General features: G+C 61.1%; 21 protein-coding genes and 1 pseudogene. 8 read left to right on the top strand and 14 right to left on the bottom strand.

What is annotated here, in order from left to right:
• Positions 1-158 precede the first annotated feature (158 nt).
• From J3P82_RS03595 to J3P82_RS03560, 8 genes are all read right to left on the bottom strand, one after another.
• Positions 159-518 carry a DUF6124 family protein gene (locus J3P82_RS03595; protein ID WP_249873190.1) on the bottom strand — a complete coding sequence of 120 codons (360 nt, stop codon included), beginning with the start codon at positions 516-518 and terminating at the stop codon, positions 159-161.
• A 517-nt stretch (positions 519-1,035) separates the two neighbouring features.
• The gene (locus J3P82_RS03590; protein WP_434560756.1) at positions 1,036-2,448 is read right to left on the bottom strand and encodes an aldehyde dehydrogenase family protein; all 1,413 of its coding nucleotides are present in this window, start codon (positions 2,446-2,448) and stop codon (positions 1,036-1,038) included.
• Positions 2,445-3,503 carry a homoserine dehydrogenase gene (locus J3P82_RS03585; protein WP_434560754.1) on the bottom strand — a complete coding sequence of 353 codons (1,059 nt, stop codon included), beginning with the start codon at positions 3,501-3,503 and terminating at the stop codon, positions 2,445-2,447. The genes J3P82_RS03590 and J3P82_RS03585 overlap by 4 nt, the downstream gene beginning before the upstream one ends.
• Before the next feature lie 319 nt (positions 3,504-3,822).
• The gene (locus J3P82_RS03580) at positions 3,823-4,260 is read right to left on the bottom strand and encodes an Lrp/AsnC family transcriptional regulator (protein ID WP_186645338.1); all 438 of its coding nucleotides are present in this window, start codon (positions 4,258-4,260) and stop codon (positions 3,823-3,825) included.
• Positions 4,261-4,271: 11 nt separating this feature from the next.
• Positions 4,272-5,636 carry a threonine synthase gene (thrC, locus tag J3P82_RS03575; RefSeq protein WP_434560752.1) on the bottom strand — a complete coding sequence of 455 codons (1,365 nt, stop codon included), beginning with the start codon at positions 5,634-5,636 and terminating at the stop codon, positions 4,272-4,274.
• A 19-nt stretch (positions 5,637-5,655) separates the two neighbouring features.
• Positions 5,656-6,540 carry a LysR substrate-binding domain-containing protein gene (locus tag J3P82_RS03570; RefSeq protein WP_186641403.1) on the bottom strand — a complete coding sequence of 295 codons (885 nt, stop codon included), beginning with the start codon at positions 6,538-6,540 and terminating at the stop codon, positions 5,656-5,658.
• Positions 6,541-6,597: 57 nt separating this feature from the next.
• Positions 6,598-8,028 (bottom strand): amino acid permease, encoded by a 1,431-nt coding sequence (locus J3P82_RS03565; protein WP_434560750.1) that lies wholly within the window; start codon positions 8,026-8,028, stop codon positions 6,598-6,600.
• Between the two features lie 136 nt (positions 8,029-8,164).
• Positions 8,165-9,418, bottom strand: a complete 1,254-nt coding sequence (locus tag J3P82_RS03560; RefSeq protein WP_434560748.1) for a cystathionine gamma-synthase family protein — start codon at positions 9,416-9,418, stop codon at positions 8,165-8,167.
• 233 nt (positions 9,419-9,651) lie between these two features.
• Between J3P82_RS03560 and J3P82_RS03555 the strand changes: the two genes are divergently transcribed.
• The 7 genes from J3P82_RS03555 to J3P82_RS03525 all read left to right on the top strand — a co-directional run bounded on the left by J3P82_RS03555 (position 9,652) and on the right by J3P82_RS03525 (position 20,947).
• Positions 9,652-14,763, top strand: coding sequence for an RHS repeat-associated core domain-containing protein (locus tag J3P82_RS03555; protein WP_434560746.1), 5,112 nt, complete (start codon positions 9,652-9,654; stop codon positions 14,761-14,763).
• 212 nt (positions 14,764-14,975) lie between these two features.
• Positions 14,976-15,599, top strand: coding sequence for a CDP-alcohol phosphatidyltransferase family protein (locus tag J3P82_RS03550; RefSeq protein ID WP_434560744.1), 624 nt, complete (start codon positions 14,976-14,978; stop codon positions 15,597-15,599).
• 10 nt (positions 15,600-15,609) lie between these two features.
• Positions 15,610-17,367, top strand: coding sequence for a bifunctional alpha/beta hydrolase/class I SAM-dependent methyltransferase (locus J3P82_RS03545; protein WP_434560742.1), 1,758 nt, complete (start codon positions 15,610-15,612; stop codon positions 17,365-17,367).
• A complete protein-coding gene (locus tag J3P82_RS03540) occupies positions 17,367-18,704 on the top strand; it encodes a phosphatase PAP2/dual specificity phosphatase family protein (RefSeq protein ID WP_434560740.1) in 1,338 nt (445 codons plus the stop codon). The genes J3P82_RS03545 and J3P82_RS03540 overlap by 1 nt, the downstream gene beginning before the upstream one ends.
• A complete protein-coding gene (locus J3P82_RS03535) occupies positions 18,701-19,159 on the top strand; it encodes a hypothetical protein (protein ID WP_434563676.1) in 459 nt (152 codons plus the stop codon). The genes J3P82_RS03540 and J3P82_RS03535 overlap by 4 nt, the downstream gene beginning before the upstream one ends.
• A 233-nt stretch (positions 19,160-19,392) precedes the next feature.
• The gene (locus J3P82_RS03530; RefSeq protein ID WP_434560738.1) at positions 19,393-20,013 is read left to right on the top strand and encodes a lysophospholipid acyltransferase family protein; all 621 of its coding nucleotides are present in this window, start codon (positions 19,393-19,395) and stop codon (positions 20,011-20,013) included.
• A 1-nt stretch (position 20,014) separates the two neighbouring features.
• Positions 20,015-20,947, top strand: a complete 933-nt coding sequence (locus tag J3P82_RS03525; RefSeq protein WP_186614607.1) for a phosphatidate cytidylyltransferase — start codon at positions 20,015-20,017, stop codon at positions 20,945-20,947.
• 144 nt (positions 20,948-21,091) lie between these two features.
• On the opposite strand, the gene cyoD is transcribed toward J3P82_RS03525, so the two are convergent.
• The 6 genes from cyoD to J3P82_RS03495 all read right to left on the bottom strand — a co-directional run bounded on the left by cyoD (position 21,092) and on the right by J3P82_RS03495 (position 26,253).
• On the bottom strand, positions 21,092-21,421 hold the full coding sequence (gene cyoD, locus J3P82_RS03520; RefSeq protein ID WP_186641099.1) for a cytochrome o ubiquinol oxidase subunit IV: 330 nt from the start codon (positions 21,419-21,421) through the stop codon (positions 21,092-21,094).
• Positions 21,422-22,036, bottom strand: a complete 615-nt coding sequence (gene cyoC / locus J3P82_RS03515) for a cytochrome o ubiquinol oxidase subunit III (RefSeq protein ID WP_434560736.1) — start codon at positions 22,034-22,036, stop codon at positions 21,422-21,424.
• Positions 22,037-22,039: 3 nt separating this feature from the next.
• Complete coding sequence (gene cyoB, locus J3P82_RS03510) at positions 22,040-24,013, bottom strand: cytochrome o ubiquinol oxidase subunit I (protein WP_434560734.1); 1,974 nt, start codon at positions 24,011-24,013, stop codon at positions 22,040-22,042.
• Between the two features lie 3 nt (positions 24,014-24,016).
• On the bottom strand, positions 24,017-24,949 hold the full coding sequence (cyoA, locus tag J3P82_RS03505; protein WP_434560732.1) for a ubiquinol oxidase subunit II: 933 nt from the start codon (positions 24,947-24,949) through the stop codon (positions 24,017-24,019).
• Between the two features lie 14 nt (positions 24,950-24,963).
• Positions 24,964-25,206 carry a YdcH family protein gene (locus J3P82_RS03500; protein WP_434560730.1) on the bottom strand — a complete coding sequence of 81 codons (243 nt, stop codon included), beginning with the start codon at positions 25,204-25,206 and terminating at the stop codon, positions 24,964-24,966.
• A gap of 159 nt (positions 25,207-25,365) precedes the next feature.
• Positions 25,366-26,253, bottom strand: a complete 888-nt coding sequence (locus J3P82_RS03495; RefSeq protein WP_434560728.1) for an MBL fold metallo-hydrolase — start codon at positions 26,251-26,253, stop codon at positions 25,366-25,368.
• Between the two features lie 154 nt (positions 26,254-26,407).
• On the opposite strand from J3P82_RS03495, the pseudogene J3P82_RS03490 reads away from it, so the two are divergent.
• Positions 26,408-26,527 (top strand): annotated as a pseudogene (locus tag J3P82_RS03490) (type II toxin-antitoxin system RelB/DinJ family antitoxin); the annotation flags it as partial.
• Positions 26,528-26,587 lie beyond the last annotated feature (60 nt).

The raw sequence follows: 26,587 nt of genomic DNA, 5'->3' as shown, positions 1-26,587 counted from the left end.
TTTTGATTCGTAATTAGTGCAGCACCTTGTTGCACAAATAGAGCGACGAATTTCTGGATACCACTAAACCTAACAGCCTTTATCCAATCTCTCGCCAACAAAAAAGGCCTTGCCATGCAAGACCTTTTTTCATACCCGGGGTAAGCGCGGCCCCTTTGTTATCTCACCTCAACAATATCCAAAGCCCGATTCGCCAATAGTTCACTCACCTCGATCACCTGCAAAATACCCATCGCAACACGCCGTCGCGACCCATCCAGATCAAACGCCAAATCACTGATCATGGCATTTGCCGAAGCCAGGTTTTCACTGAGGCTGGCAAGCAAACATTCCGAATCAACATCCGGCGCAATACGGAAAATGCTGTTGGGATTGTCAGACGTTTCCGTCTTCGGCGTAGGCTTCAGATAAAAATCCAAAGCCCGATTGGCAGCATCATCAAGCTTCTTGTTACGAGCAGACTGAGCGCGAGACACATGCTCATCTGGAGTTGGCGGGTTTGGTGTAATTTTAGCCATGGTAAAGCTCCTAGAGTCTGTTGGAGCTACCACCATTCGCTGCGAAACGAAGTTGGGGTGGCAGCTGTACGCGGGTTCGCAGACCGGGACTCTAGGGACCGGCAGACCCAAGGGGTCTCCCACGCACAGCCACCTCTGACGAAATCACAGACATGGGTAATCTGCTTTCGAAGGTGACGTTGTGCGCCTATAGAGTCCGGGCTGCGAAACCCGATCACTGATGCTCAGTGACAAGACTCAAACTACCGACGGGCCCCAAAACGCACAAGCCGGCCGATTCTGGCGTAGTTGTAGGCAATGGCGCAAGAAAACGTCAGTCGCGCCCTGGATTCCAAGCGCCCAATAAACACCGCGCCGCACCACCCCACCAAGAGAGAATAACGTGTCGCCGTTTTGCGATTTCTGCGACACGTTCCGCCCTCATGTCGCTGCCGGCGACATGAGAACAAAACGTGTCGTCAAAATGGCGTTTTAGCGACATGACAGGTAAAGCGACTTCTTCGGACTGACTCGCCCCTCACCCCAACGTATTCAAACAAACCACCTTCGGCTGGGTCATTTCCTCATACGCAAAGCGCACCCCTTCCCTGCCCAAACTCCCATACTTCGAGCCACCAAACGGCATCGCATCAAACCGAAAATCCGACGAATCATTGATCATCACGCCCCCCGCTTCGATCCGCCGCGCAGCGCTCATCGCCGTGGACAGATCATTGGTGAAAATCCCAGCATGAAGCGCGTATTCAGGCTCGTTAGCCAACGCAATCGCCTCATCAAACGTCTCAAACACCTGCAACACCACCACCGGCGCAAACGCTTCGTTGCACCAAATCCGGCTGGAATGATCGACATTTTCCAAGACAGTAGCCGCATAGCAATTGCCCTGACGCCGATGCCCGCAAAGCAGCGTGGCGCCTTGCTCCAGGGCTTCGTTCACCACCTGTTCAGCGTTCTGCGCGGCTTGCTGGGTGATCATCGGGCCGATGTCGGTGTTGGCAAGCAGCGGGTTGCCAACCACGAGGGCTTGGGCCTGGTTGACGAAGCGCTCCCGGAAAGCTTCGTAGACCGGTGCATGAATGAGCAGCCGTTGGGTGCCAATGCAATTTTGCCCAGCAGCCCAGAAAGCGCCGGAGACGCAGCTGTCGACGGCGGCGTCGAGGTTGCAGTCGCCCATGACGATGACGGGGGCGTTGCCGCCGAGGTCCATGGCGAGTTTTTTCAGGCCGGCGGTGCGGGCGATTTGTTCGCCGGTGACGAAGCCGCCGGTGAAGGAGATCATGCGCACGTCGCGGGCGGCGACCAGGGCTTTGCCCAGTTCGGCGCCGCCGGTGGCGACGGTGACTACGGTTTCGGGGAGGCCGGCGGCGACGAGGTAGGAGACGAGTTTGAGGGCGGACAACGGCGCCAGTTCGGACGGTTTGAGGATCACTGCGTTACCGCCAGCGATGGCCGGGCCGAGTTTGTGGGCGACGAGGTTGAGCGGGTCGTTGTAGGGGGTGATGGCGACGATCAGGCCGAGGGGTTCGCGGGTGAACCAGCCTTGGCGCGATTCGGCGCCTTCGTAGGCGTCGAACGGGATGATTTCGCCGGCGTTGCGCTTGGCTTCTTCGGCGGAGAGCTTGAGGGTGTTGACGCAGCGTTTGACTTCTTTTTCCGCCTGTTTGAGGGTCTTGCCGGCTTCGTCGACGATCAGCCGGGCGAAGGCTTTGGCGTCGCGTTCGATGTTCAGGGCGGCGTGTTCGAGGATGCTGGCGCGGCGATGACGTGGGAGTGCGGCGCAGGCTTTGGCGCCGCTGCGGCCGGTCTCGAGCAGGTGCGGAACTTCTGAGGCGCACACGTCGGCGACGCTGCCGACGATGCTGCCGTCAAACGGGTTGAGGACTTCGATGTGCGGTTCGACGACCGCCAGGGCCAGGCGCGATACGTTCACAGGGTGTGCTCCTGTTTGCGGGTTGCCGATTGGTGGATGTGGATGATGTCCGACAGCAGTGCGAAGGCGGTTTCGATGCGGCCTGCGCCCGGACCGGAGACGGTGACGGCGCCGAGCAGTTCGCTGGTGAAGGACACGGCGTTGGTGGCGCCGCTGATGCTCGCCAATGGATGGTCGTTGCTCAGCAGGCGCGGTTCGACGCTGGCGCTGATGGAGCCGTCGGCCTGGCGGGTGGCGGCGCCGATGAGTTTCCAGCGGGCGCCGTCGCGGCGGGCTTTTTCGATGTCGTCGAGGCTGAGGGACGAGATGCCGCTGCAGCTGACGTCGTTGACGGTGAGTTTGGCGTCCAGCAGTTCGTTGGCGAGGATCACCACTTTCAGGCGCACGTCATGGCCTTCGACGTCTGCCGTCGGGTCGGCTTCGGCGTAGCCGAGGGCTTGGGCCTGGCTGACGGCTTCGGCGAAGCCGAGGCCGCCTTCCATGGAGGTGAGGACGAAGTTGGAGGTGCCGTTGAGGATGCCTTCGAAGCCGGTGATGGAGCTGCCGGCCAGGGGTTGCTTGGCGAGGCGGATGACGGGGGTGCCGCTCATCACCGAGCCTTCGTATTCGAAGGCGACGTTGTTGCGTTGGGCCAGGGCCTTGAGTTCGGCGCCGTGCAGGGCGATGGGGCCTTTGTTGGTGGTGACCACGTGTTTGCCGCGCTCCAAGGCCCAGCGGCAGAACGAGGTGGCGGGCTCGCCGTCCACTGGGTTAGTGAAGGTGGCTTCGGCGATGATGTCGGCGCCGCAGTCCTTGATCACGGTTTCGTTGAGCGCATCGACGGTGCCGCCGGGGAGTTGCGCCATGGCGCCTTGGGTGGCGGGCAGGCGGGCGAGCGACGCGGCGTCGAGGCCGTGGCGGTTCATCACCGAACCGAGGAACAGGTCGGTCACGCCGACGATTTTCAGGGTGAAGCCGAGTTCGGTTTTCCACTGCTGATTGCGCTCGGCAATCAGTTGGGCCAATGCCCGGTTCACACCGCCGAAGCCGACTAGCGCGAGTTTGTATTCAGTCATTTTTGTTATGTCCTTGATCCCGGTGATGAGGTTTGTTGGATCAAGATTAGGGGTGTGGGGTGGGCAGTGAAATATGCCAATTTGCTCTATTTTTTGGGCGTTTTGACCAGGGCGTGGGCAAAGCGGTGGGTAGGGAAAAGACCCACTTATATCTCAGATTGGTGAGGTCCATTTGTGGCGAGGGAGCTTGCTCCCGCTGGGCTGCGAAGCGGCCCCAAATCATTTAGCGCGGTGGGTCAGGTCGATTGAGGTCAACTTGGTTGGGGCTGCTTTGCAGCCCAGCGGGAGCAAGCTCCCTCGCCACGGGTTGGATGTAGGTTCAGACCACCGACGACAACACAAACGACGTCACGGTGTTCTCCACCCCCGGCAACGCCGAGATGTCTTTCCAGACCTTGTGCACTCGCTCCGGGTTCGCCGCGGCCACCCGCAGCATCAAATCAAACTCGCCGCTCATCACATCGCACTGGAGCACTTCGGGCATGGCTTGCAGGGCCTGAAGTACTTCGGCGCCGCGCATGCGGTCGTAGCGGTAGACGAAGATCACCGCGTTGATGTTCGACGACGCTTGCGCGCCCTCGCCGGTGCGTACGGTGTAGCCCTGGATCACGCCGTCGCGTTCGAGGCGTTCGATGCGTTGGCGGACGGCGTTGCGCGAGAGGTTGACCTTGGCCGCCAGCTCGGCGTGAGCGGCGCGGGCGTTGAGGCGCAGTTCGGCGATGATGCGTTCGTCGAGGGGGTCGAGGATTCGCTTCATGGGGCCTCCGGCTACAGGGTGCCGAGCAGTTGATGGAGAGCGCCGAGGTCGTCTGGCTGGATGCGATGGTTCTGCGCCGGGCCATGCGCGGACATCGAACGTTGTTGAGCCGCTACGAGGATCCCCAGCTCACCGAGCAACACCGCCGATTTAATAGGCGAGATCTCGCCCAAGGTCACCATCGGCGCCACCAGACTGCGGCGGTACAAACGGGCCGCGAGCACGCCGGTGGCAGTGTGTGGATCGATGACATAACCGGTGTCGCGGTACAACGAGGTGATCTCTTCCAGCGTCTGCTCATCACTGACCGCGTACGAGTCGATGATCATCCGCGCCTGCAACCAGAACTCGTTGGCGATGCTCATTTCGCCACGGGTTTCAAAGGTGTGCATCAGCGCGCTCACCGCTTGGTCATCGTGCCCGTAGAGCTCCCAGAGAAACCGTTCCAGGTTGGAAAAGATCGACAAATCCATGGCCGGCGACAGGGTCTTGCTGGCGCGCAGTCGCGAGTAGTGGTTCTTCAAAAAGAACTGATGCAGCGCGTCATTCTGGTTGGTGGCGACGATCATCTGCGTGATCGGCAAACCCATCTTCTGCGCGATGTAGCCGGCATAGACTTCGGCAAAACTCGCCGCCGGCACGCTGAAACCGATGGGCCGTTGACCGCCGCCCAGTTGCAGCACGGCGTGGAAATAAAACACCAGCTGCGCCATGACGCTGACCCAGTTGCTGGAGTTGAAACTGATCGCCTCATGCTCTCGGAACAGTTGCGTGACGAGGGTCTGGCACTCATCGAAACTGCCCTCCACGGCCACTTGATGCACCCGCGGATGGGCCGTCGCTTGCAGGTCTTGAAGCTGGTCTTGTGGTACGCCGGCCTCGGGATAAATCACCACCACGTCGGTCTCGTCGCAGTGCTTGAACGCTTCGATGGCGGCCAGGCCGGTGTCGCCATTGGTGACGCCAATCACCACGGCGCGGCGTCCGCGTTTGCGCAGAAAATATTGCACCAGCCGCGCCTGCAACTGCGCGGCGAAATCCTTCGAGGAACGGGTCGGGCCGTGGAACAATTCCAGCACCCATTCGTTGCGATCGACTTGATGCAAAGGCGCCAGGGAGCGATGGCTGAACTGGCTGCCGGCCTCCTTGAGCAGACGCTTGAAATCATCTTCCGGGATCGCCTCGCCCACGAACGGACGCATCACTCGATAGGCCAGTTCGTCATAGGACAAAGTGGACCAATTGGCGATGTCCTGGGGTTCGAATTGCGGCAATTCGATGGGGACGAACAGGCCGCCGTCCTCGGCGATGGCCGACAGCACGACTTTTTCGAAATCGACCTGCACGGCGGAATTTCGGGTACTCACATAGCGCATGGTCAACTCCGTAAACACTTCATTTGAAACGATGCGCCTGCTCCACCAACCAGGTGGAAAACTTCGCCGCGTCCGGGTGTTGCTCGGCCCCGGAACTGCGCACCAGGTAAAACGATTCGCTGGCTTCGATGCGCTGGGCGAAGGGTTCGACCAGACGTCCGTCCGCCAGCAAGTCACTGACCATCGACGACCGCGCCAAGGCAATCCCCTGCCCCAGCTCGGCCATGCGCAAGGTGCAGACCAGCGTGTCGAACTGCATGCCGGTCGAGGAATCAACCGAGTCCGCGCCGACCCTGTTCAACCAATAACCCCAACCTTCTTCGTAGCCCAGCACGTGCAACAGCGGATGTTTTGCCACGTCCGCTGGCACGTTCAGCGTGGCCATCAGGGCTGGCGAACACACCGGGAACAAAGTGTCCCAGGTCAGGCGCTGCGACACCAGGCCAGGCCATTGACCGTGGCCCCAGCGGATTTCCATGTCGTCCTCACCGTCGAGTTCCTTGACCCAGATGTTGCTGATGTAGCGGATGTCGACCTGCGGATGAGCCTGGCGAAAATCCACCAGTTTCGGCGCCAGCCAATGCACGAAAAACGCCAGGCTGCCGCGCACCTTGATCGGCCGGCGCTTGTGCTGGCCGAATATCTCGTTGGTGCCCACCGCCAATCGCGTGATCGCATCCTGGACTACGGGCAGGAAGGCCTGGCCTTCTTCGGTCAGGCCCAGGCCGCGGGGCAACCGCTTGAACAGCGCCACGCCCAAGTGACTTTCCAGTTGGCGGATCTGCTGGCTGACCGCGCCTTGGGTCAAAAACAATTCGTCGGCGGCGTGGGTGAAGTTCAGGCAGCGGGCGGACACTTCGAACGCCCGTAGCCAGTTCAACGGGGGCAACGTTTTCTGCTTCATGGTCTTACCTCGTTGACCCCCACGCACCGGGCCCGTTTGCCCGCCCGTCGACGCGGTTTAGAACGCGTCGGACGGTTGTGCCGCAAGGGCGACCGACAAGCGTCTCTGGCGGCCTTTGCGAGTAATGTAATACACGAAGTAACACCAGGCGATGAAGGGCAAGCCGAAGTACAGCGCCACCCGTTGCTCTGGGTCGAAGGCAATGCCTACGCACGCCAGGCTGCAGCAAACCAACGCTCCCAGCGGTACCCACGGATAACCACGGACGCGGAACGTCAGGTCGCGCACATCGCCGCCATTGGCGACGAAGTGCCGACGGAACGCTATCTGGCTTGCGGCGATGCTCATCCATACCACCACCACGGCGAGGCCGGAAATCGACACCAGCGCCAGGTAGATGGTGTCGGCGGCAAACACGCTGCTGAGCAGCGAGGCGGCGCCGCCGGCCATGCTGACGATGATCGCGTTAAGCGGCGTGCCCATGCGGGTCAGGGACGAGAACTGCTTGGGCAGGTGGCCTTGGTCGCTGAGGGTCCAGAGCATCCGCGAGGCGGCGTATAGACCAGAGTTGGCCGCCGACAGCAAGGCGGTGATGATCACGAAGTTCATGATGTCGGCCGAATACGGAATGCCGATGTAGGTGAAAACGGTGACGAACGGGCTCTCCACCAGACCGGCCTGTTCGCGCGGCAGCAGCGTCGCCAGGACAAAAATGGTCCCGACGAAAAACACCGCCAGGCGCAGCACGGTGGTGCGGATGGCGCGGGGCACATTGCGTTGTGGGTCCTTGGTTTCGCCGGCGGCGATGCCGATCAGTTCAGTGCCGGAAAACGCGAAGGACACCGCCAGCAGCGTCATCGCAATCGGCATGAAACCCGTAGGGAAAAGCCCTTCGCGAGTGAAGTTACTCAAGCCGATGCTGTGGACCTGATCGATGTTCAACAGGCCCAGAATTGCGCCACCGCCGATCAGCAGGAACACCACCACGGTCAGCACTTTGATCAGCGAAAGCCAAAACTCGGTTTCGGCGAACAGCCGCACCGAAATCACGTTGGTCAAAAACACCAAGCCCGCGAACAGTGCGCTCCAGATCCACACCGGTGTGTCGGGAAACCAGCGGGTCATGAGGATGCCGGCGGCGGTGAACTCGGAACCGATCGCCACCGTCCACGTCAGCCAATACAGCCAAGCCACGGTATAGCCAGTGCCGGGGCCGAGGAAGCGCGTGGCGTAGGTGCTGAAAGAGCCGGTTTCCGGCATCTGCACCGCCAGTTCACCGAGGCACATCATCACCATGTAAACCATCAGCGCGCCGATGATGTAGGCGATCACCGCGCCCATCGGGCCGGCCTGGTTGACGGTGTAGCCGGAAGTCAGGAACAGCCCGGTGCCGATCACGCCGCCCAAGGCGAGCATGACGATATGGCGCGTCTGCATTTCCTGTTTGAAGCCGGCCCGCGTACTGCTTTGTTGTTCTGTTAGGGACATGGGTTGTTCTCATGAAATGCCAGGGCGCGCATCTGCGTCTGCGCGAGTCAGACAAGCGCCGCTGAGCTTTTATTATTATTCCTATTCATGAACGCCCCGCTGACAGCCTTGTCGCGGGGTTATCAACTTGCTGACTTCAGTTTGCGGTCTCGCTGTGGACTTCATTGAGTTGCGGATCAAGGGTCTTTCTGACGAAGGCGAATGCCTGTTTCAGATCGTCCACCAGATCGTCCGTGTCTTCGATGCCGACCGAGACCCGCACCAGCCCTTCGGATATGCCCAGGGCGAGGCGTTCCTCTAAAGTATTTTCGACATGACTGGTGGTGCGGGCCGGGCCATAGATGGTTTCCACCGCGCCAAGATTGCCCGCGCAATGAGCAAACCGTAGGCGCGGCAACAGCACCTTGACCGTGTCCATGCCGCCCTTCAGGACAAAACTGACGATGGCGCCGAAACCGGACATTTGCGCACAGGCCACGGCGTGATTCGGATGGCTCGGCAGGCCGGGATAGTTGACCGATTCCACCAAGGGTTCGGTGCAGAGATAGTCGGCCAGGGCGCGGGCGCTGGACTGCTGTTGGCGCATGCGCAGGGCCAGGGTCTTCATGCCACGGATGATCATGTAGGCCGAGAACGGATCGAGTGTCGCGCCGTTGATTTCCCGGTAGTGACGCACCTTCGCCATCAAGGCTTCGCTGCCGCACACCAGGCCGCCGAGCACATCGCCGTGGCCGCTGAGGAATTTGGTCGCGCTGTGGATCACCACGTCCACGCCCAACGCCAGCGGGTTCTGGTTCAGCGGCGTGGCGAAGGTATTGTCCGCCACCACCACGGCGCCGACGCGTTTTGCGGCGGCGACCAGACGGCGGATGTCGAGTATTTTCAAGGTCGGGTTGGTCGGCGTTTCCAGATACAGCACCTGGCAGCCCTTGGCGATTTCGCGCTCGATTTCCTCATGGTCGAAGGTCTCGCACAAGGTCACCGCGACGCCGGTGCGCGGCAGGAATTCTTCGAAGATCTTGTTGGTGCCGCCATAGCTGTCCTTGGTCGAGACCACGCGATCGCCATTGGCGAGGAAGGTGTAGAGCACGCTGCTGATCGCCGCCATGCCGCTGCTGAACGCCACGGCGGACTCAGCCATTTCCAGCTCGCGAATCTTCGCTTCGACGGTCTCGACAGTGGGGTTGCTCATGCGGCTGTAAATGAAACCGGGGGCCTTGCCCAGCGCGACGTCGTACCAGACGTCGATGTCGTCGTAACCGTATGCAGCGCTGACCACGATGGGGGTCTGGGTGGCGTTGTAGGGATGCCTGACTTGCTCCCCTCCCCACACCGCCCGGGTGCCCGCTCCTGCGTTGATCAGCCCTGCGCTGTCAGGTTTTTTGTTCATTGTGACTACTCGCACTGAGGGGGCGGACGTTGAGCCATCCGCCGGATCTGTGGGCCAATATAGGGAAAAGCCGCGCCCCCGAGAAACGATGTTATCGGTGCCAAAGGGGCGATTTTTTTAATGGCTGGATGAATTAGGGATTTGCCCTACACGTACTGTCACCTTCCCTGACTTATTTCTTCAGCCAACCCCGGCACAGTCTCGCGCCCACCTCTGTGTTGCGAGATGTCTGCATGGCCAACTACGACAAAATCCTTGCCCAGGGCAACATCATCGGTTCGCTGGTGATGGCAGCCATGGATTCTGACCAGCCGGATGTCGAGGCGGTGTTGCAGGACTTTCGCCACTGCCTGAACGACTACGACAGCTGGGCGGAACGTTTCTGGACTGGTCGGGCGTTGGACATCGAACAGATGTTCAAGGTGGGCAACGAGGTGTCGCTCGCACCAGCGAAAAATGGCGGCAAGCAGGTCAGCGCCGTAGTGGCGGCCTGCCCGGCCCAGGGCCCGTTGACGCTGGTGCACATGTTCCAGTCCTCGCGTTTCGTGCCAATCGGCGACACACCGGTGATGCTCGAACCGGTCATCGGGGGCGAGCAGGGGAAGGAAGTATTTGGCGAGCCAGTCCGTCACGTTATCGGCCCCAGCGGGATCTTGGAGATCCCCGAGTGCGATCGCGGCCAGCGTTACCGCATCACTTTTTTCCCTGATGTCACGACCGATCATGTGAAGGCTTTGTACGCCTCCTACCACCTCGTGATCGCCGAGCTAGAAGGTTGGCTGAAAGCCGAGTGGAACGAGTTTCAACCGCTCTGGAAAGAGTTCTCCGAAAGCGGCTTCGTGAAGCGCTTCAACGTCTTGCAAGAAGCCGAGCAGCGCGGTTTTGAAAGAGCCGTGTATGGACTGTGGGACAACGTCAAACAGATCTTTAATCTGTTGGCGGACCTGCAGGCCAACAGTGAAAAGTTGCTGGAATACCTCACCGAGGTCGAGCTTGAGCAATTGGTGAAAGCTTCATCGCAGGCGATTGCCAAGGCCCTGATGATCTTGAGTGACGAGCCTTTGCTCTTCGTCTACACCGCGGCCTTCACCAGTTGGCTGCAGATGCTGCCGCCGCAGTATGTGACCGAAGTCATGGGCGAAATGCGCGCCTCGGTGCTGATCAACTTCCTTTTGACGGCTGTCACCGGTGGCCTGGGTTTGGGGCTAAGCCTGAGCGGCAAGGCGCTGAAATTGATCCGTTCGGAAAGGGCCCGGGGGTGGTTGAAGGCCTCGAGCCAGCGCCTGGGGCAACTCGGCGGCGATCGCCTCGACAAACATACCGATGCACTGAAACCGCTGGTGATCAACGGCCGAGGAACATCGGCGGGACCGGCGCCGGTCACGCCTTTACAGATCACCGCTGGGGATTCCGCGCCGCTGTCGGTCAGTAATCCGCTCCCGGTCGTGCGGGAAAAATCCCTGCCTTCTACACAGCTAAGCAAATACGAACCCCACGACGACGCCCCCGCCCAATCGAAAAACCCCAACGGCGATCCCGCCGACAACGCCGACCAGACCCGCACCCACGGCTGCCCGGTGTCGATGGTCACCGGCGAAGAACTGCTGACCCTGGAAGACGGCACCCTCGACGGGCGTTTGCCCTTCGTCTTCACCCGTCTTTATCGCACCAGCGCTGCCGACCTGGACATTGGCCTCGGCCGTGGCTGGAGTCATGCCCTGGCCCATCGCCTGTTGATCGAAGGCGAGCAGGTCATCTGGATCGACCAGGAAAACCGCCGCACCACATTTCCTCGACCACACCTGCAACGCCCGGCGATCCACAACAGCCTGGCCCGTGCGGCGATCTACCTGAGCCGCGAACCGGACGAGCTGATCATCGCCCAACCCGGCGACGGTGTGCCTTTCCTACACTTTCGCGACGGTCATCTGATCGCCCTGAGCGATCGGTACGACAACCGCCTGACGATCCAGCGCAACATCTACGGCGACATCAGCCGCCTGGACAACGGCGCTCGGCGCTGCCTGCGCCTGCGCTACGAACACCGCCACCTGGTCGCCATCGACTACCAGAGTTTTCACCTGGAACTGCTGCCGGACGAAGCCTGGCGCACCGAACAGACGCTGGTGAGCTACCGCTACGACGCGCGTTGGCGACTCATCGAAGCGACCAACGCCGCCGGCGAAAGTGAACGCTACGACTACGACGACCAGCACGTCATCCTCCAACGGCAACTGGCTGGCGGGGCGAGTTTTTATTGGGAATGGCAAGGCCTCGGCCCGGCGGCCCGCTGCGTGCGGCACTGGGCCTCGTTCGCACAAATGGACAGCCGCTACAGCTGGGGCGAGGACGGTAGCGTCACGGTCCAGAACCTCGATGGCAGCCGGGAAGTGTACGTCCATGACGACCGGGCGCGGCTGGTGCGCCAAGTCGATCCTGATGGCGGCGAACACCTCAAGGCCTATGACGAACAGGGTCGGCTGGTCGCTGAGCAGGATCCACTCGGCGCGGTGACCGAATACCGCTACGACGAAGTCGGACGGCTGGTGGCGCTGATTCCGCCCGAAGGCGAGCCCACGTCCTACGAGTACCGCAACGGTTTCCTGCACGCCCGGCATCGCGGCAACGCGGTGTGGACCTACCGGCGCAATGAACAGGGCGATGTGATCGAGGCCATCGACCCGGATCGCCACAGCACCTGGTACTCCTACGACACCCAAGGCCAGCTGATCTCCATCCGCTACCCGGACGGCAGCCAGCACACTTTTGTCCGTAATCGCCTAGGCCAGTTGACCGAAGAAATCCTGCCCGACGACAGCCAGCGGATCTTTTCCTACGACGCCCTCGGGCGTTTGCTGACCCGCCAGGACGAACATGGCGCCATCACCCATTACCAATGGGACGCCGTGGGCCGTTTGCTGCAAACCACCTTGCCCACCGGCGCAACCCGCGCCTGGAGCTACAACGCCTACGGCAAGGTCAGCGCCGAACGCGACGAACTGGGGCGCATCACCCGCTACGAATACGCCGACGACCTGCACCTGATCAGCCGCCGCCTCAACCCCGACGGCAGCGAGCTGAAATACCGCTATGACTCGGCGCGGCTGTTGCTGACCGAAATCGAGAACGAATCCGGTGAAAAATATCAGCTGGACTACACGCCCAACGGACTGATCCGACAGGAAACCGGCTTCGACGGCCAGCGCACCGGCTACGCCTACGACCTCAACGGTCACCTGCTGGAAAAGACCGAGTTTGGTTCCGACGGTAATCAACGGGTCACCGCTTACCAAAGGGATTCTGCAGGACGCCTGCTGCGCAAGACCTTGCCCGACGGCGAAACGGTTGAGTACCGCTACGACGGCCTTGGGCGTCTGGTCAGTGTCGACGACGGCCATTGGCCGCTGGCCTACGAATACGACGCGCAAGACCGCCTCGTCGCCGAACACCAAGGCTGGGCCACCCTGCGTTATCGATATGACAAAACTGGTCGTTTAATTCATTGCCGCCTGCCGGATCGCAGCACCCTCGACTATCGCCACCTCCCGGGCGGCGCGCTCATCGCCATCGACCTCAACGGCACGTGCCTGACCGAGCACCGCTTCAAAGGCGGACGCGAACAGCAACGCCAGCAGGGTCTATTGCTCAGCGACTACAGCTACGACGAACAAGGCCGCCTCAAGGCCCAGACCGTGTGGCAGACCCAGCAACAGCAATTGTTCTGGCGCGATTATTCCTACGACTCCAATGGCAACCTCGCCGCGCTGTCCGACACACGAAACCGCCGCAGCTACCAATACGACCAGCAAGATCGCCTGCTGCGCATCGACTACGCCCACAGCCAAGCCCCGGAACGCTTCGCCCACGACCCGGCCGGCAACCTGCTGATGCAAGACCGCCCCGGCCCGACCACCCTCAAGGGCAACCGACTCTTGATGGAGGGCGACCGCCACTACGACTACGACGCCTACGGCAACCTGATCCGCGAACGCCGCGGCACAGCCCAATGCCTCGTCACCGAATACCGCTACGACAGCCAACACCGCCTCATCGGCGTCACCGGCCCGGACGGCAACGAAACGTCCTACCGCTACGACGCCTTCGGCCGACGCATCAGCAAGACCGTGGACGACCAGACCACTGAGTTTATCTGGCAAGGCGACCAAGTCGTCGCCGAAAGCAGCGACCAGCACTACCAAAGCTACATCTACGAACCCGGCACCTTCCGCCCCCTCGCCCTGCTCGAAGGCGAAGGCCCAGAAAAAGCCACGCCGTTCTACTACCACCTCGACCACCTCGGCACGCCCCAGGAACTCACTAGCCACCAAGGCGAAGTGGTCTGGGCGGCGCGGTACAACGGCTACGGCAAACTCACCGAACTGCGCCACGGTGGCGGTCCGAGACTGCACCAACCACTGCGTTTTCAAGGCCAATACCACGACCGGGAAAGCGGCCTGCACTACAACCGGCACCGGTACTACAATCCGGAGACGGGACGGTACCTGACGCTGGATCCGAGCAAGCTCAAGGGTGGGCTCAATGGGTATCGGTATACCCTGAACCCGACGGGGTGGGTGGATCCGTTGGGGTTAGCCTGTCAGTGTCCTGGTGATATTGAGGCGGATGGGCCGTTCAGCGAAATTGTGCCGGGGGGAGGTTTGGCTGCGCATGAGGCTCGAGGTGGGCATTTGATAGAAAAACATGTCGGGCGCTCTGAAGATCAACTGAGGAGACGCCTCGATTCGGAGCCTCGCGTACCTACTGCTTCTACATTTCCGGACAGGGCTACGGCAGAGTCAGCTGTTTCCAGCGTGCTAAGGACAAGAAAGGGGGAGGTAGATGACTTCTTAATTAACAGATCGAGAACATCGCTTACCCTACAGCAACCCTTTACCTCCCCAGTTGGAGTCGGCGTTATACGAGAAACTGGAAACGCCCCAGGCGCACAAGCCGGCGGATTCTGGCGTAGTTGTAGGCAAAGGCGCAAGGCGATGTCGGCCAGTTATCGATGCTGCGGATTTCAGGACGACGGCTGTAAGAAAACGGAACCCAATCCGGCGAGCGCTCTCAATTCTAAAGAGAGCAACCAAACCTCGGAGCCCGCCACCATGACCCCTCCAACCCTCACCTTCGCCCAACTCCACCCCGGCGATCGCTTCACACTCCCCGCCGATCACCGCCTATTCACCAAGCTCACCGACAGCACCGCCCGCGAGCACAGCGTGCATTCGATTAATCTCAAGGAAGAAGGCTACGGTAATACCGAAGACCCCATAAAAAACCTGCCCGGGGAAGCACCGGTCGAGTACGTCCCGGTCGGCGGCCCGTTGCGGGCTGGGGGTTAGCTTTGGGGCTGCTGCGCAGCCCAGCGGGAGCAAGCTCCCTCGCCACAGGTTCAGCGTTTTTCATATCTCCCAGGGTGTTTCATGCAGATAAATGCGCGAATAGATGCCTACCCGCGCACATTCTCAAGAAATACCCGCCGTCCCCCCTCAACCTATCGTAATCTCGCACCTGCACAAGCCCAGCCCCGAATCCGGCCGAGATCACAGACCCAATGCCCTCCATCTATCAACTCAAGCCCGCCTTCCAGAATCTGCTCCGCCCCACCGTCCAGCGCCTTTACAACAACGGCGTCACCGCCAATCAGGTCACGCTCCTGGCCGGCATCGTGTCCGTGTTGGTGGGGGCGGTGGTTGCCTGGTTCGCCAGCCATCCGTGGATTTTCGTCCTGGTGCCGATCTGGATGTTCCTGCGCATGGCATTGAATGCGGTGGACGGCATGTTGGCGCGGGAGTTTGGCCAGCAATCGCATCTGGGCGCGTACCTGAATGAGCTATGCGATATCATCGCCGACGCCGCCCTGATCCTGCCTTTTGCCCTGTTTGCCGATACCAGTCTGTTGCTCGTGTTGTTGGTCGCGCTGTTGGCGTTGTTCAGCGAATACGCCGGCGTGCTAGGGGCGATGGTCGGGGCTTCGCGGCGCTATGACGGGCCGATGGGCAAGAGTGATCGCGCCTTTGTGTTCGGCGTGCTGGCGACCGGTATTGCCCTGGGTTGGCTCGGGGCGCTCTGGGTGAATGGTGTGATGGCGGTGGTTGCCGCCCTGCTGGTTTATACCTTGGTCAATCGGGTCCGTCATGGCCTGAGCCAAGTGTCGGAAAACGCCCCCTCAGCATAAGGAAGTTGCAATGCGCGAAGCCCAGGAATTGACGTTCACCACCCACGATGGCGTGGAGTTGTTCTACCGGCACTGGCCGGCTGTCGACACTGTTGCGGGTGAACCCCGTCAGGCGGTGTTGTTGTTTCATCGTGGTCATGAACACTCCGGGCGCATTGCGCACTTGGTGGATGAACTGGATTTGCCCGGGTTCGAGTTTTTCGCCTGGGACGCGCGCGGCCATGGCCAGTCGCCGGGCGCTCGCGGCGACAGCCCGAGTTTCGCCACCAGTGCGCGAGATGTGCAGACGTTCTGCGATCACATCGGCGCCACGCATCAGATCGACGAACAGAACATTGCCGTGGTGGCGCAAAGCGTCGGCGCGGTGATTGCGTCCACTTGGGTCCATGACTACGCGCCGCGCATTCGCTCGCTGGTGCTGGCGTCGCCGGCCTTCAAGGTCAAGCTCTACGTGCCGTTTGCCCGTCCGGGCCTGGCGTTGATGCGCAAGTTTCGTGGCAACTTTTTCGTCAACAGTTACGTCAAGGCCAAGTTCCTCAGCCATGACCCGGAGCGCGTGGCGTCCTACGACAACGACCCGCTGATCACCAAGGCGATTTCGGTGAACGTGCTACTGGGCCTGTACGAAGCGGCCGACCGGGTTGTCGCCGATGCCCAGGCGATCCAGGTGCCGACGCAGCTGTTGATCTCCGGTTCCGACTTCGTCGTGCACCGCAAACCCCAGGAACAGTTCTTCGAGCGGCTGGGCAGCCTGCACAAGGAAAAGCACGTCCTGCCGGGGTTCTTCCACGACACCCTCGGTGAGAAGAACCGTGCTCCGGCCATTGCCAGCGCCCGCCGTTTCATCCTGCAAAACTTTGCCCGCCCGCTGGACCGCCCTTCCCTGCTGGATGCCGATCGCCTGGGCGTGACCTGCGCCGAAGCGGAAACCCTCGCCACGCCGCTGCCGCACAATTCGCTGCGTGATCTTTACTGGCGCATGACCCGCGCCAGCATGCGCTTTGGCAGCAAGTTGTCGGCTGGCGTGAAGTTGGGCTTCGACACCGGGTTCGACTCCGGCAGCACCCTGGATTACGTCTACCGCAATCGCCCTACCGGCACTTCGGCGCTGGGCAAAGTGATCGACCAGAACTACCTGAACTCCATCGGCTGGCGCGGCATTCGCCAACGCAAATTGCACGTCGAGGAGTTGCTGCGCCTGGCCATGGGCAAGCTGCACGAGCAGGACCGCGAGGTGCGTATCGTCGACATCGCCGCCGGCCATGGCCGTTACATTCTCGAAGCGCTGCAAGGCGTCAGTCCGCTGCCGGAGTCTATCCTGCTGCGCGACTACAGCGACATCAACGTGCGCGACGGCAATGCGCTGATCGTTGAAAAAGGCCTGGGTGACATTGCGCAGTTCGTCAAAGGCGATGCCTTCGATCGTCAGGACTTGGCGGCGCTGGAGCCCAAGCCGACCCTGGCCGTGGTGTCCGGCTTGTACGAGTTGTTTGCCGACAACCAGATGGTCGGCGCGTCCCTCGCCGGTCTGGCCGAAGCCGTTGAGCCTGGCGGATTCCTGGTCTACACCGGCCAGCCATGGCACCCGCAGCTGGAATTGATCGCCCGCGCCCTGACCAGCCACCGCGCCGGCCAGGCCTGGGTGATGCGCCGACGTACGCAAGCGGAAATGGATCAACTGGTTGAGGCGGCGGGTTTCCGCAAGATCACCCTGCGGGTCGATGAATGGGGCATTTTCAGCGTTTCCCTGGCTCAGCGAGTGCAGTAATGAGCGCCGTCATTGCTCCGGCCCGCGAACCGGCACTGCTGAAACCGGCGGTGCTCTGGCTGCTGTTGCTCGCGCCGCTGTTCTTCACTACCTACGGCTTCGCCACCTGGGTCACCGCCCAGCGCGACGATGTCGGCACGCTGGTGTTCGCCTGGGAAACCCACATGCCATTCATGGCCTGGACCATCGTGCCGTACTGGTCGATTGACCTGCTCTACGGCCTGTCCCTCCTGCTGCCCAACAGCCGCGACGAACTCAAGCGCCACGCCTTGCGCCTGCTCACGGCCCAGGTGATTGCGGTCAGTTGTTTCCTGCTCTGGCCGCTGACGTTTACCTTCCCACGGCCAGAAATGGATGGCGTGTTCGGCTGGATGTTCGACGTGCTGGCGGGCTTCGACAAGCCGTTCAACCAAGCACCGTCGCTGCACATCGCGCTGCTGGTGGTGCTTTGGGTTTGCTATCAACGCCACCTGCAAGGTATTTGGCGTTGGTTGATGCACGGCTGGTTCGCCTTGATTGGCGTGTCGGTGCTGACCACCTATCAACACCACTTTGTCGACGTGCCCACCGGCGCGTTGGCCGGTTGGTTGTGCGTGTGGTTGTGGCCGCTGGACCGGCCGAGTCCGCTGCGAAGTGCCCGGCTGACGAGCGACTCCGCCCGCCGGAAACTGGCCTTGCGTTATGGCCTGGGCGCCGCGGGGTTCTTCACCTTGGCGTTCGCCTTCGGTGGCACCTGGCTCTGGCTAATCTGGCCGGCGGTCGCGGTACTCATGGTCGCGCTGAACTACCTGGTGTTCGGCGCCAGCGGGTTCCAGAAGCGTGAGGATGGCCGGTTGAGCCCGGCGGTGCGTTGGTTGTTGGCGCCGTATCTGGCGGCGGCCTGGATCAATTCCCGCGTGTGGACGCGCAAGCATCCTCAGCCGGATCAGATCGCGGATGACGTCTGGCTCGGACGAATTCCTACCTCGGCGTCGCTTAAAAGCAGCCCGTTTACTGGCGTGCTCGACCTCTGCGCCGAGTTGTCGATGGACAGCACGGCAATCGCCTATCGCAGCTTGCCGGTGCTCGACCTGACGGCACCGACGGCCGAGCAGTGCCTGGACGCGGCGCAGATGATTGAGCAGCTGCGCCAGCACGGGCCGGTGCTGGTCTGCTGCGCCCTCGGTTATTCGCGCAGCGCCACCGCCGTGGCGGCGTGGTTGCTGGACAGCGGTCGCGCCGAGAGTGTCGACGCGGCCATCGCCCAGATTCGCCAAGCCCGGCCGGGTATCGTGTTGCACCCGGCCCATCGCCAGGCGTTGGAGCAACTGTCCAAGGGATTCGGGGCATGGTCATGAGCAGCGACATGGAACTGCACACCGTGGCGAGTCTGTTGCGGCGCGGTCAGTCGCTGGACCAGCTTTCCACTGGCCTGACGCTGCTGGCGGCACTGATCGGCCTGGGCCAATGGCTGGTGGGCAGCATCGATCCGTGGTTATTGTTGATGAGCTTCGGCGTGTTCGTTCTCGGCATGCAGGAGAAATATCTGGCGTTTCGCGTGGCGTTTGATGCCGACCTGTTTCAGATCGTCGCGGATGCCGGCAAGCCGCTGACCGAACGCACCGAGGCGCTGGACGCAGCCCTCGCCAATCTCGGCCTGCAACCGGTCGAGCGTGGCGGGCGTTCATGGCCCGAGCGCAGCCACGGTTCGATGCGACTGCTTCGCCGCCAAGCCTTGTCGGTGGCTACGCAAGCGGTGTTGACGGTGAGCGTCATTCTGGCCAGTCCCTGGCTGATGTTCTCTGGTGTTTAAACAATGAATTACAGGAAAAGATGGCTTTGTGGCGAGGGAGCTTGCTCCCGCTGGGCCGGTCCGACGCTTCGGGCGCAGCGGCCCCAAAACCAAGCACTGCGTTGTGTCAGGCTGATTACATTGAAGCCTAATGGGTCTGCTGCGCAGCCCAGCGGGAGCAAGCTCCCTCGCCACGATGGTTTGTCAGCTATAGAAGTCGCATAAAACCAAAGCTTTCAGGACAAGGAATCCTCATGTTCGAACCCGTGGTCGCCAATCTCATCACCTCCGCCGCGCGCATGGTCACCGGCGCTCGCAGCCTGTGGCTCGGCTGCGCGCCGACGCCGGTGCAGCGGATCTACTTCGCCAACCACAGCAGCCACGGCGACTTCGTGTTGCTCTGGGCCTCGCTGCCGCCGGCGCTGCGCAAGCTCACCCGCCCGGTTGCCGGGGCCGACTATTGGCAGACCAGCCCGATGCGCCGCTACATCATCAATCGGGTGTTCAACGGCGTGCTGGTGGATCGTGAGCGCAAGGACCCGTCCTACAGCCCCTTGCAGCCGATGCTCGATGCGCTGGAAAACGGCGACTCGCTGATCATCTTCCCGGAGGGCACGCGCAATCCGGACGAAGGCCTGCTGCCGTTCAAGAGCGGGATCTATCACTTGATGAAAAGCCACCCCGAGGTCGAAGTGATCCCGGTGTGGATCGCCAACCTCAACCGCGTCATGCCCAAGGGCCGGGTGCTGCCGCTGCCGCTGCTGTGCACCACCAGTTTCGGTGCGCCGCTGCGCATCGAGGACGGCGAAAGCAAAGAGCACTTTCTTGAACGCAGCCGCGCCGCACTGCTGGCGCTGGCCCCGGAGCACGTCTGACATGGATCGATATACCTTGATGTTGTTTGGCGGGATCGGCGCGATTCTGCTGCTGGCTTCGCTGGTCGGTTTCATTCTCAAGCTGCGGACAAAAGGCGCGCCGAATTCGGTCATCGAGAACCTCAACGCCCGGATCAACGCCTGGTGGATCATGGTGCTGGTGATCGGCATCGCGTTCTGGCTCGGCAATGCGGCGGTGATCCTGTTGTTCTACGCGGTATCGTTCTATGCCCTGCGGGAATTCCTGACGCTCACGCCCACGCGACGCAGTGACTACCCGGCCCTGGTAGCGGCGTTCTACCTGGCGTTGCCGCTGCAATACCTGCTGATCTACTTCGACTGGTACGGGCTGTTTTCGATTTTCATCCCGGTGTACGTGTTCCTGCTGCTGCCGATCCTCGCGTCCCTGGGCGGCGACAGCACACACTTCCTCGAGCGCGCTTCCAAGGTGCAATGGGGGCTGATGATCGCGGTGTTCTGCATCTCCTTCGTGCCGGCCTTATTGACCTTGGACATCGCCGGTTTCGAAGGGCGCAACCTGCTGCTGATCGCCTACCTGGTGATCGTGGTGCAGCTGTCGGATGTGTTGCAGTACGTCTGCGGCAAGCTGTTCGGCAAGCACAAGATCGCGCCAAACCTGTCGCCGTCGAAAACCGTCGAGGGCTTTGTCGGCGGGATTTTCCTGGCCTCGCTGATTGGTGGCGCGTTGTGGTGGATCACGCCGTTCAACCCGTGGCAGTCGTTCCTCATCGCCTTGCTGATCAACCTGCTGGGCTTTGCCGGCGGCATCGTCATGTCGGCGATCAAGCGCGACCGCGGCGTCAAGGATTGGGGGCACATGATCGAAGGCCACGGCGGCATGCTCGACCGGTTGGACTCGGTGTGCTTCGCCGCGCCGATCTTCTTTCATCTGGTTCGGTATTGGTGGACGTGAAATAAACCTGTGAGGCTGAAGAGGTTTCTGTGGCGAGGGAGCTTGCTCCCGCTGGGCTGCGCAGCAGACCCAAAATCTTAGGGCCGCTGCGCGACCCAGCGGGAGCAAGCTCCCTCGCCACGAAGAGCGGGTCGCCGTACCGCCTCAATGGGCCAACATGTTGTGATGCACGCTGTACATGATCCACAGCGACAGCCCCACCAACAGCGCAATCACCACCGTGGAGAACACCAGCGCCGTCAGGTTCCAGCGTTGCTGCGGTGAGAAGTCCAGGTGCAGGAAATAGATCAGGTGCACGACGATCTGGATCACCGCAAATACCGCCACGATCCCGGCCGTCATGGACTTTGGCAATGTGGGATACATCACCAGGGCGAACGGGATCACGGTAAGGATGACCGAGAGAACGAACCCGGTGAGGTAGGACTTTGCGCTGCCGTGGCTGGCATCGACGCTGCTCTGAAGATTGCTCATCTACATCACTCCAAACAGATAGACCACGGTAAACACACAAATCCACACCACGTCGAGGAAGTGCCAGAACAGGCTCAGGCATCCCATGCGGGTGGCGTTGACGGTGGTCAGGCCGTTGCGTTGCACTTGGAACATCACCACCGCCATCCAGATCAGGCCCGTGGTGACATGCAGGCCGTGGGTGCCTACCAGCGTGAAGAAACCGGTGAGGAAGGCGCTGCGGTTGGGGCCGTAGCCTTCGGCAATGAGCTTCTGGAACTCATGGACTTCCATGCCGATGAACGCCAGGCCAAGAACGAACGTCAGGCCGAGCCAGGCCAATACCTTCTGCTTCTGGCCGGCGCTCAGGGCGAGCATGGCGAAGCCGTAGGTAATGCTGCTGAACAGCAGGATGAACGTTTCCGTCAGCACGTAGGGCAATTCGAAAATGTCGGCGGAGCCAGGGCCGCCGGCGACGCTCTGGCCGAGTACCGCATAGGTCGCGAACAGCGTTGCGAACAAAATGCAGTCGGTCATCATGTAGACCCAGAAGCCGAACAGGGTCATGGAGCTGGCGTCCGAGTGCCCGTGTTCGGATTCCGGCGCCGTGGCGTTTGGCTGGACGAGATTGGACATGGATCAAGCCTCCGCCAATGCCTTGATGCGTTGATTTTCGATCCGCGCCACCTCTTCGGCGGGGACGTAGTAATCAATGTCGTCATCGGCGCTGCGCCAGATCACGCCACCGATGGTCGCGACCAGCCCGACGATGGCCAGCCACCAGATATGCCAGACCAAGGCGAAACACATGATCAGGCTGAACAGGCTGATGACCAGGCCCATCGCGGTGTTGCGCGGCATGTGGATGCTCTGGAAATCGGCTTCGACGACGGTCTTCTGGCCACGTTCCTTCATGCCCCAGTAGGCGTCGATGCCGTCCACCACCGGTTGTTGGGCGAAGTTGTAGAACGGCGGCGGAGAAGCGGTGGACCACTCCAACGTGCGGCCGTCCCATGGGTCGCCGGTGAGGTCGCGGTTCTGGTGGCGCTGGCGGATGCTGAAGTAGAACTGCAGGATCTGGCAGACCACGCCGCAGAGAATGATGCCGACGCCGAGCAATTCCAGCTCCAGCCACGGCCGCCATTCGGGCACGTTGAAGTGATTCAGGCGCCGGGTCATGCCCATGAAGCCCAGGAAGTAGGACGGCATGAAGGCAAAGTAGAAGCCGATGATCCAGCACCAGAACGCCGCCCGGCCAAAACCATCATGAAGCTTGAAGCCGAAGGCCTTGGGGAACCAGTACGTCAGGCCGCACAGATAGCCGAACACGGCGCCGCCGATGATGACGTTATGGAAGTGGGCGATCAGGAACAGGCTGTTGTGCAGCAGGAAATCCGCGCCGGGCACCGCCAGCAACACGCCGGTCATGCCGCCGATGCTGAAGGTGACGATAAAGCCGACCGTCCACAGCATCGACGTCTCAAAGCGCACCCGCCCACGGTACATGGTGAACAGCCAGGTGAAGATTTTCACCCCGGTGGGCACGGCGATGATCATGGTCATGATGCCGAAGAACGCGTTGACGTTCGCCCCCGAGCCCATGGTGAAGAAGTGGTGCACCCAGACGATGAACGACAGGATCGTGATTGCAATCGTCGCCCACACCAGCGAGTGGTAGCCGAACAGGCGCTTGCGGCTGAAGGTCGACGCCACCTCGGAGAAGATGCCGAACGCCGGCAGGATCAGGATGTACACCTCCGGGTGGCCCCAGGCCCAGATGAGGTTGACGTACATCATCGGGTTGCCGCCCAGCTCGTTGGTGAAGAAATGCATGTCCAGGTAGCGGTCGAGGCTGAGCATCAACAGCGTGGCGGTGAGGATCGGGAACGAGGCAAGGATCAGCACCGCCGTGCACAGCACCGTCCAGGTGAACACCGGCATGCGGAAAAGGGTCATGCCCGGCGTACGCATTTTCAGGATGGTGACGAAGAAATTCACCCCGGTGAGTAACGTCCCCACGCCGGATATCTGCAATGACCAGATGTAGTAATCCACCCCGACCCCGGGGCTGTAGGACAACCCTGATAACGGCGGATACGCGACCCAACCGGTGCGGGCGAATTCACCGACCGCCAGGGAGATGTTCACCAGCATTGCACCGGCGACGAACAGCCAGAAACTCAACGCATTGAGGAACGGGAACGCCACGTCCCGGGCACCGATCTGCAAGGGCACGACGATGTTCATCAAGCCCACCACCAGCGGCATCGCCATGAAGAAAATCATGATCACGCCATGGGCCGTGAAGATCTGATCGTAGTGTTCCGGAGGCAGGTAGCCGGGCGAGCCGTCGGACGCCATGGCCTGTTGCGTGCGCATCATGATCGCGTCGGAGAAACCGCGCAGTAGCATCACCAGCGCCACGATGATGTACATCACGCCGATGCGCTTGTGGTCCACCGAGGTAAACCACTCTTTCCACAGGTAGGTCCATTTGCGCTGATAGGTGATGGCGCCCATGCCGGCCAAGGCAACCAGGCCCACCACCGCCAGCGTCCACATGATGATCGGCTCATCCGTCGGGATCGCCTCAAGGGTGAGTTTTCCAAACATGTCTTACTCCTGCGCTGACCTTTGAGCCCCGACGGGAGGCTCGATGCCGCCCTGCATGTCGTGCATGCGATGCTCGACTTCACGGGAACGGTTCATGCCTTCGTATTTATCGATAATGCTCTGGAACAAGTCCGGCTGGATCGAGGCGTAATGCTCCACCGGATGCTTGAACGTCGGCTTGGCAAGTCGGGCATAACTGTCCTTGTCCAACCGTGCCTGCCCCGCCCTGACCTGGGCGACCCACTTGTCGAAGCCCGCCGCGTCGGTGGCCAGGGTCCGAAAGTGCATGTCGGAGAATCCCGGGCCGTTGTAGTTGGCGGCGATGCCTCGATATTCCCCGGCCTCGTTGGCGATCAGGTGCAGTTGGGTCTGCATGCCGGCCATGGCATAGATCTGCCCGCCGAGGGCCGGGATGAAAAACGAGGTCATGGCGCCGTCGGACGTCACCTTGAAGTTCACCGGTGTATCCAGCGGCATGGCCAGTTCGTTGACCGAGGCAATGCCCAGTTCCGGGTAGATAAACACCCATTTCCAGTCCGCCGCGATAACCTGCACCACGATCGGTTTCACGTCCGAGTCCAACGGCCGGTATGGGTCCAGCGCATGGGTCGACTTCCAGGTAACCACGCCCAGGATGATGATGATCACCAACGGAACGCCCCACACCACCGTTTCGATCTTGCGCGAGTGGGCCCACTCGGGCGTGTACTGGGCCTTTTCGTTGGAGGCGCGGTATTTCACTGCGAAAACGAACGTCATGACGATGACCGGTACCACCACCAGCAACATCAATAACGTCGAGAGAATGATCAAGTTGCGTTGGTCAACGCCGACCTGTCCCTTGGGATTGAACAACACCATGTCGCAACCACCGAGCAACAGTATCCCGCCGACCAGCAACAACCTCATCAAGTAACAAGGCAGTCGAGTTCGCATGTCTTACGCTTCGCTTATTGAGTGTTTGTCAGTTGCCGAGCGATCTTGTCTTTGATCGACAGACGCTGTTCCTTGAGTCTGCGGATGTCATCATCCTCGACGTTGCCCGCCGATATCGATTCGGCCGCCAGGACCTGGTTATCCACGTCCGTGTATTCATCGAGCAGGCGATCAAGCTCCGGGTCTTGTTGACGACGTTGTTGAACCGCCTCTTTGCTGCAATTCAAATCTTGATAGAGATCGTGAGAAGCAGGCATGGCCTTCTCCTTAGCAGTGATGTTGGGGTACACGATTTTTAGAATTGGCCCCCACGGCTAAGTTGAAAGAAACATCTGGACACGGTGACGAACGGCATCCCTGATAAAAAAAGCCCACGAGACGTGGGCAAAGGGAACGCGGTTTCCGGTTGGATCGGGTCAGGAAGACTGTCTGCCCGCAGCCGATGGCATGGCCGTGGAGTCTACCCGGACCGTGCGAGCCTGGAGGGTGGCGCGCTCCCACTCCCTGGCGTCGTGGCTGCAAAAAATCTCGACGTGCCCGTCCTGGGTCCGCGCCAACTCCCGCAGGCGATTCTGATTGCGCATCCGTGCCGGGCGGTGAGTGTCCATCATGTATTGATAGAACTTCAGGCCCGGCGGGCAGTGACGCTCGGGTCGATGCACTTCATCGTGGAAAAAATACGCGTCGCCGGCGTGCAGCATCCAGCCATGGGCGGTGCGCAGGGCAATCCCGGCGTGGCCGGCGGTGTGGCCCTGGAGCGGCACCAGGAAAATGTCCTCTTCTTCGGCCCCGACCAGCGCGCGCACCGAGTCAAAACCAAACCAGGTGTCGCCTTCGGTGTTGTAGAACTCCCAACTGTCGACGCCTTGCCATTGCCGCGCCTGGAACCGTCGCCGACTGATCCAGCTGTCAGCGGAACGCGCCGCCGCCATCTCGTCGCGCATGACATGCACCCGGGCCTGGGGGAAATCCTGGAGTCCGCCGGCATGATCGAAATCCAGGTGCGTCAGCAGGATATGCCGCACGTCATTGGCGTCGAAGCCCAGGTGCCGCACTTGCTCCAAAGCCGTGAGGCGATGCTCGAACTTGATGTTGTTGAACATGCGGAAAAAACGACTCAGCCGCTCGGGCGTCTGCACATCCCGCTGGCCGAAACCGGTGTCCACCAGGACCAGGCCGTTGGTGTCGGTTTCAATCAGCAGGCAATGACACACCAGGCACGCGGTCAGCCCTCGACTGTAGCCATCGAACAGCGCACCACCCACCGGGCACATGCAACCGCAGTTCAGATGATGGATGCGCATGGACGGCCTCCTTTCCCGGGTGGGGCTTTTGTTGCAGGTTTTTTAACGGACTCTGTGGAATCGACTGGCGGGACGTTGAGGGAATTCCGAGAAGGCGACGGGTGGTGGCTTAGTGCAGCGCCTGGCGAGGGGGAATAAAGTGAACCACCTGTGGCGAGGCAAGCTGCCTTTCAAAGCTGCGCTACTCAGCGAAGAAGACGAAGCGCTCATTGCCGTTGTGACGGAGCGTCTCGCTAACCCTCAAAGGGTTAAGGTAAGCCTGGATGACCTATAGCCTGGAGTTTGATCGACGTGCCCTGAAGGATTGACTGGCGCTGTTCGTGGGGGCGCCACC

This window comes from Pseudomonas sp. Z4-20, from assembly GCF_051131955.1.
Taxonomy (GTDB): domain Bacteria; phylum Pseudomonadota; class Gammaproteobacteria; order Pseudomonadales; family Pseudomonadaceae; genus Aquipseudomonas; species Aquipseudomonas marvdashtae.
The sequence above is the reverse complement of the archived record's forward strand: the minus strand, read 5'-3'. Positions and strand labels throughout refer to the sequence as shown.

Bases quoted from the DNA above. Each gene is read 5' to 3' on its own strand.
- J3P82_RS03535 (WP_434563676.1), top strand. From the start codon at position 18,701: ATGAGCAGCGACATGGAACTGCACACCGTGGCGAGTCTGTTGCGGCGC.
- J3P82_RS03495 (WP_434560728.1), bottom strand. From the start codon at position 26,253: ATGCGCATCCATCATCTGAACTGCGGTTGCATGTGCCCGGTGGGTGGT.
- J3P82_RS03565 (WP_434560750.1), bottom strand. From the start codon at position 8,028: ATGTCCCTAACAGAACAACAAAGCAGTACGCGGGCCGGCTTCAAACAG.
- J3P82_RS03570 (WP_186641403.1), bottom strand. From the start codon at position 6,540: ATGAAGCAGAAAACGTTGCCCCCGTTGAACTGGCTACGGGCGTTCGAA.
- J3P82_RS03525 (WP_186614607.1), top strand. From the start codon at position 20,015: ATGGATCGATATACCTTGATGTTGTTTGGCGGGATCGGCGCGATTCTG.
- J3P82_RS03595 (WP_249873190.1), bottom strand. From the start codon at position 518: ATGGCTAAAATTACACCAAACCCGCCAACTCCAGATGAGCATGTGTCT.
- J3P82_RS03550 (WP_434560744.1), top strand. From the start codon at position 14,976: ATGCCCTCCATCTATCAACTCAAGCCCGCCTTCCAGAATCTGCTCCGC.
- cyoA (WP_434560732.1), bottom strand. From the start codon at position 24,949: ATGCGAACTCGACTGCCTTGTTACTTGATGAGGTTGTTGCTGGTCGGC.
- J3P82_RS03580 (WP_186645338.1), bottom strand. From the start codon at position 4,260: ATGAAGCGAATCCTCGACCCCCTCGACGAACGCATCATCGCCGAACTG.
- J3P82_RS03545 (WP_434560742.1), top strand. From the start codon at position 15,610: ATGCGCGAAGCCCAGGAATTGACGTTCACCACCCACGATGGCGTGGAG.
- thrC (WP_434560752.1), bottom strand. From the start codon at position 5,636: ATGCGCTATGTGAGTACCCGAAATTCCGCCGTGCAGGTCGATTTCGAA.
- J3P82_RS03500 (WP_434560730.1), bottom strand. From the start codon at position 25,206: ATGCCTGCTTCTCACGATCTCTATCAAGATTTGAATTGCAGCAAAGAG.
- J3P82_RS03585 (WP_434560754.1), bottom strand. From the start codon at position 3,503: ATGACTGAATACAAACTCGCGCTAGTCGGCTTCGGCGGTGTGAACCGG.
- J3P82_RS03560 (WP_434560748.1), bottom strand. From the start codon at position 9,418: ATGAACAAAAAACCTGACAGCGCAGGGCTGATCAACGCAGGAGCGGGC.
- J3P82_RS03530 (WP_434560738.1), top strand. From the start codon at position 19,393: ATGTTCGAACCCGTGGTCGCCAATCTCATCACCTCCGCCGCGCGCATG.
- J3P82_RS03555 (WP_434560746.1), top strand. From the start codon at position 9,652: ATGGCCAACTACGACAAAATCCTTGCCCAGGGCAACATCATCGGTTCG.
- cyoD (WP_186641099.1), bottom strand. From the start codon at position 21,421: ATGAGCAATCTTCAGAGCAGCGTCGATGCCAGCCACGGCAGCGCAAAG.
- J3P82_RS03540 (WP_434560740.1), top strand. From the start codon at position 17,367: ATGAGCGCCGTCATTGCTCCGGCCCGCGAACCGGCACTGCTGAAACCG.
- cyoB (WP_434560734.1), bottom strand. From the start codon at position 24,013: ATGTTTGGAAAACTCACCCTTGAGGCGATCCCGACGGATGAGCCGATC.
- cyoC (WP_434560736.1), bottom strand. From the start codon at position 22,036: ATGTCCAATCTCGTCCAGCCAAACGCCACGGCGCCGGAATCCGAACAC.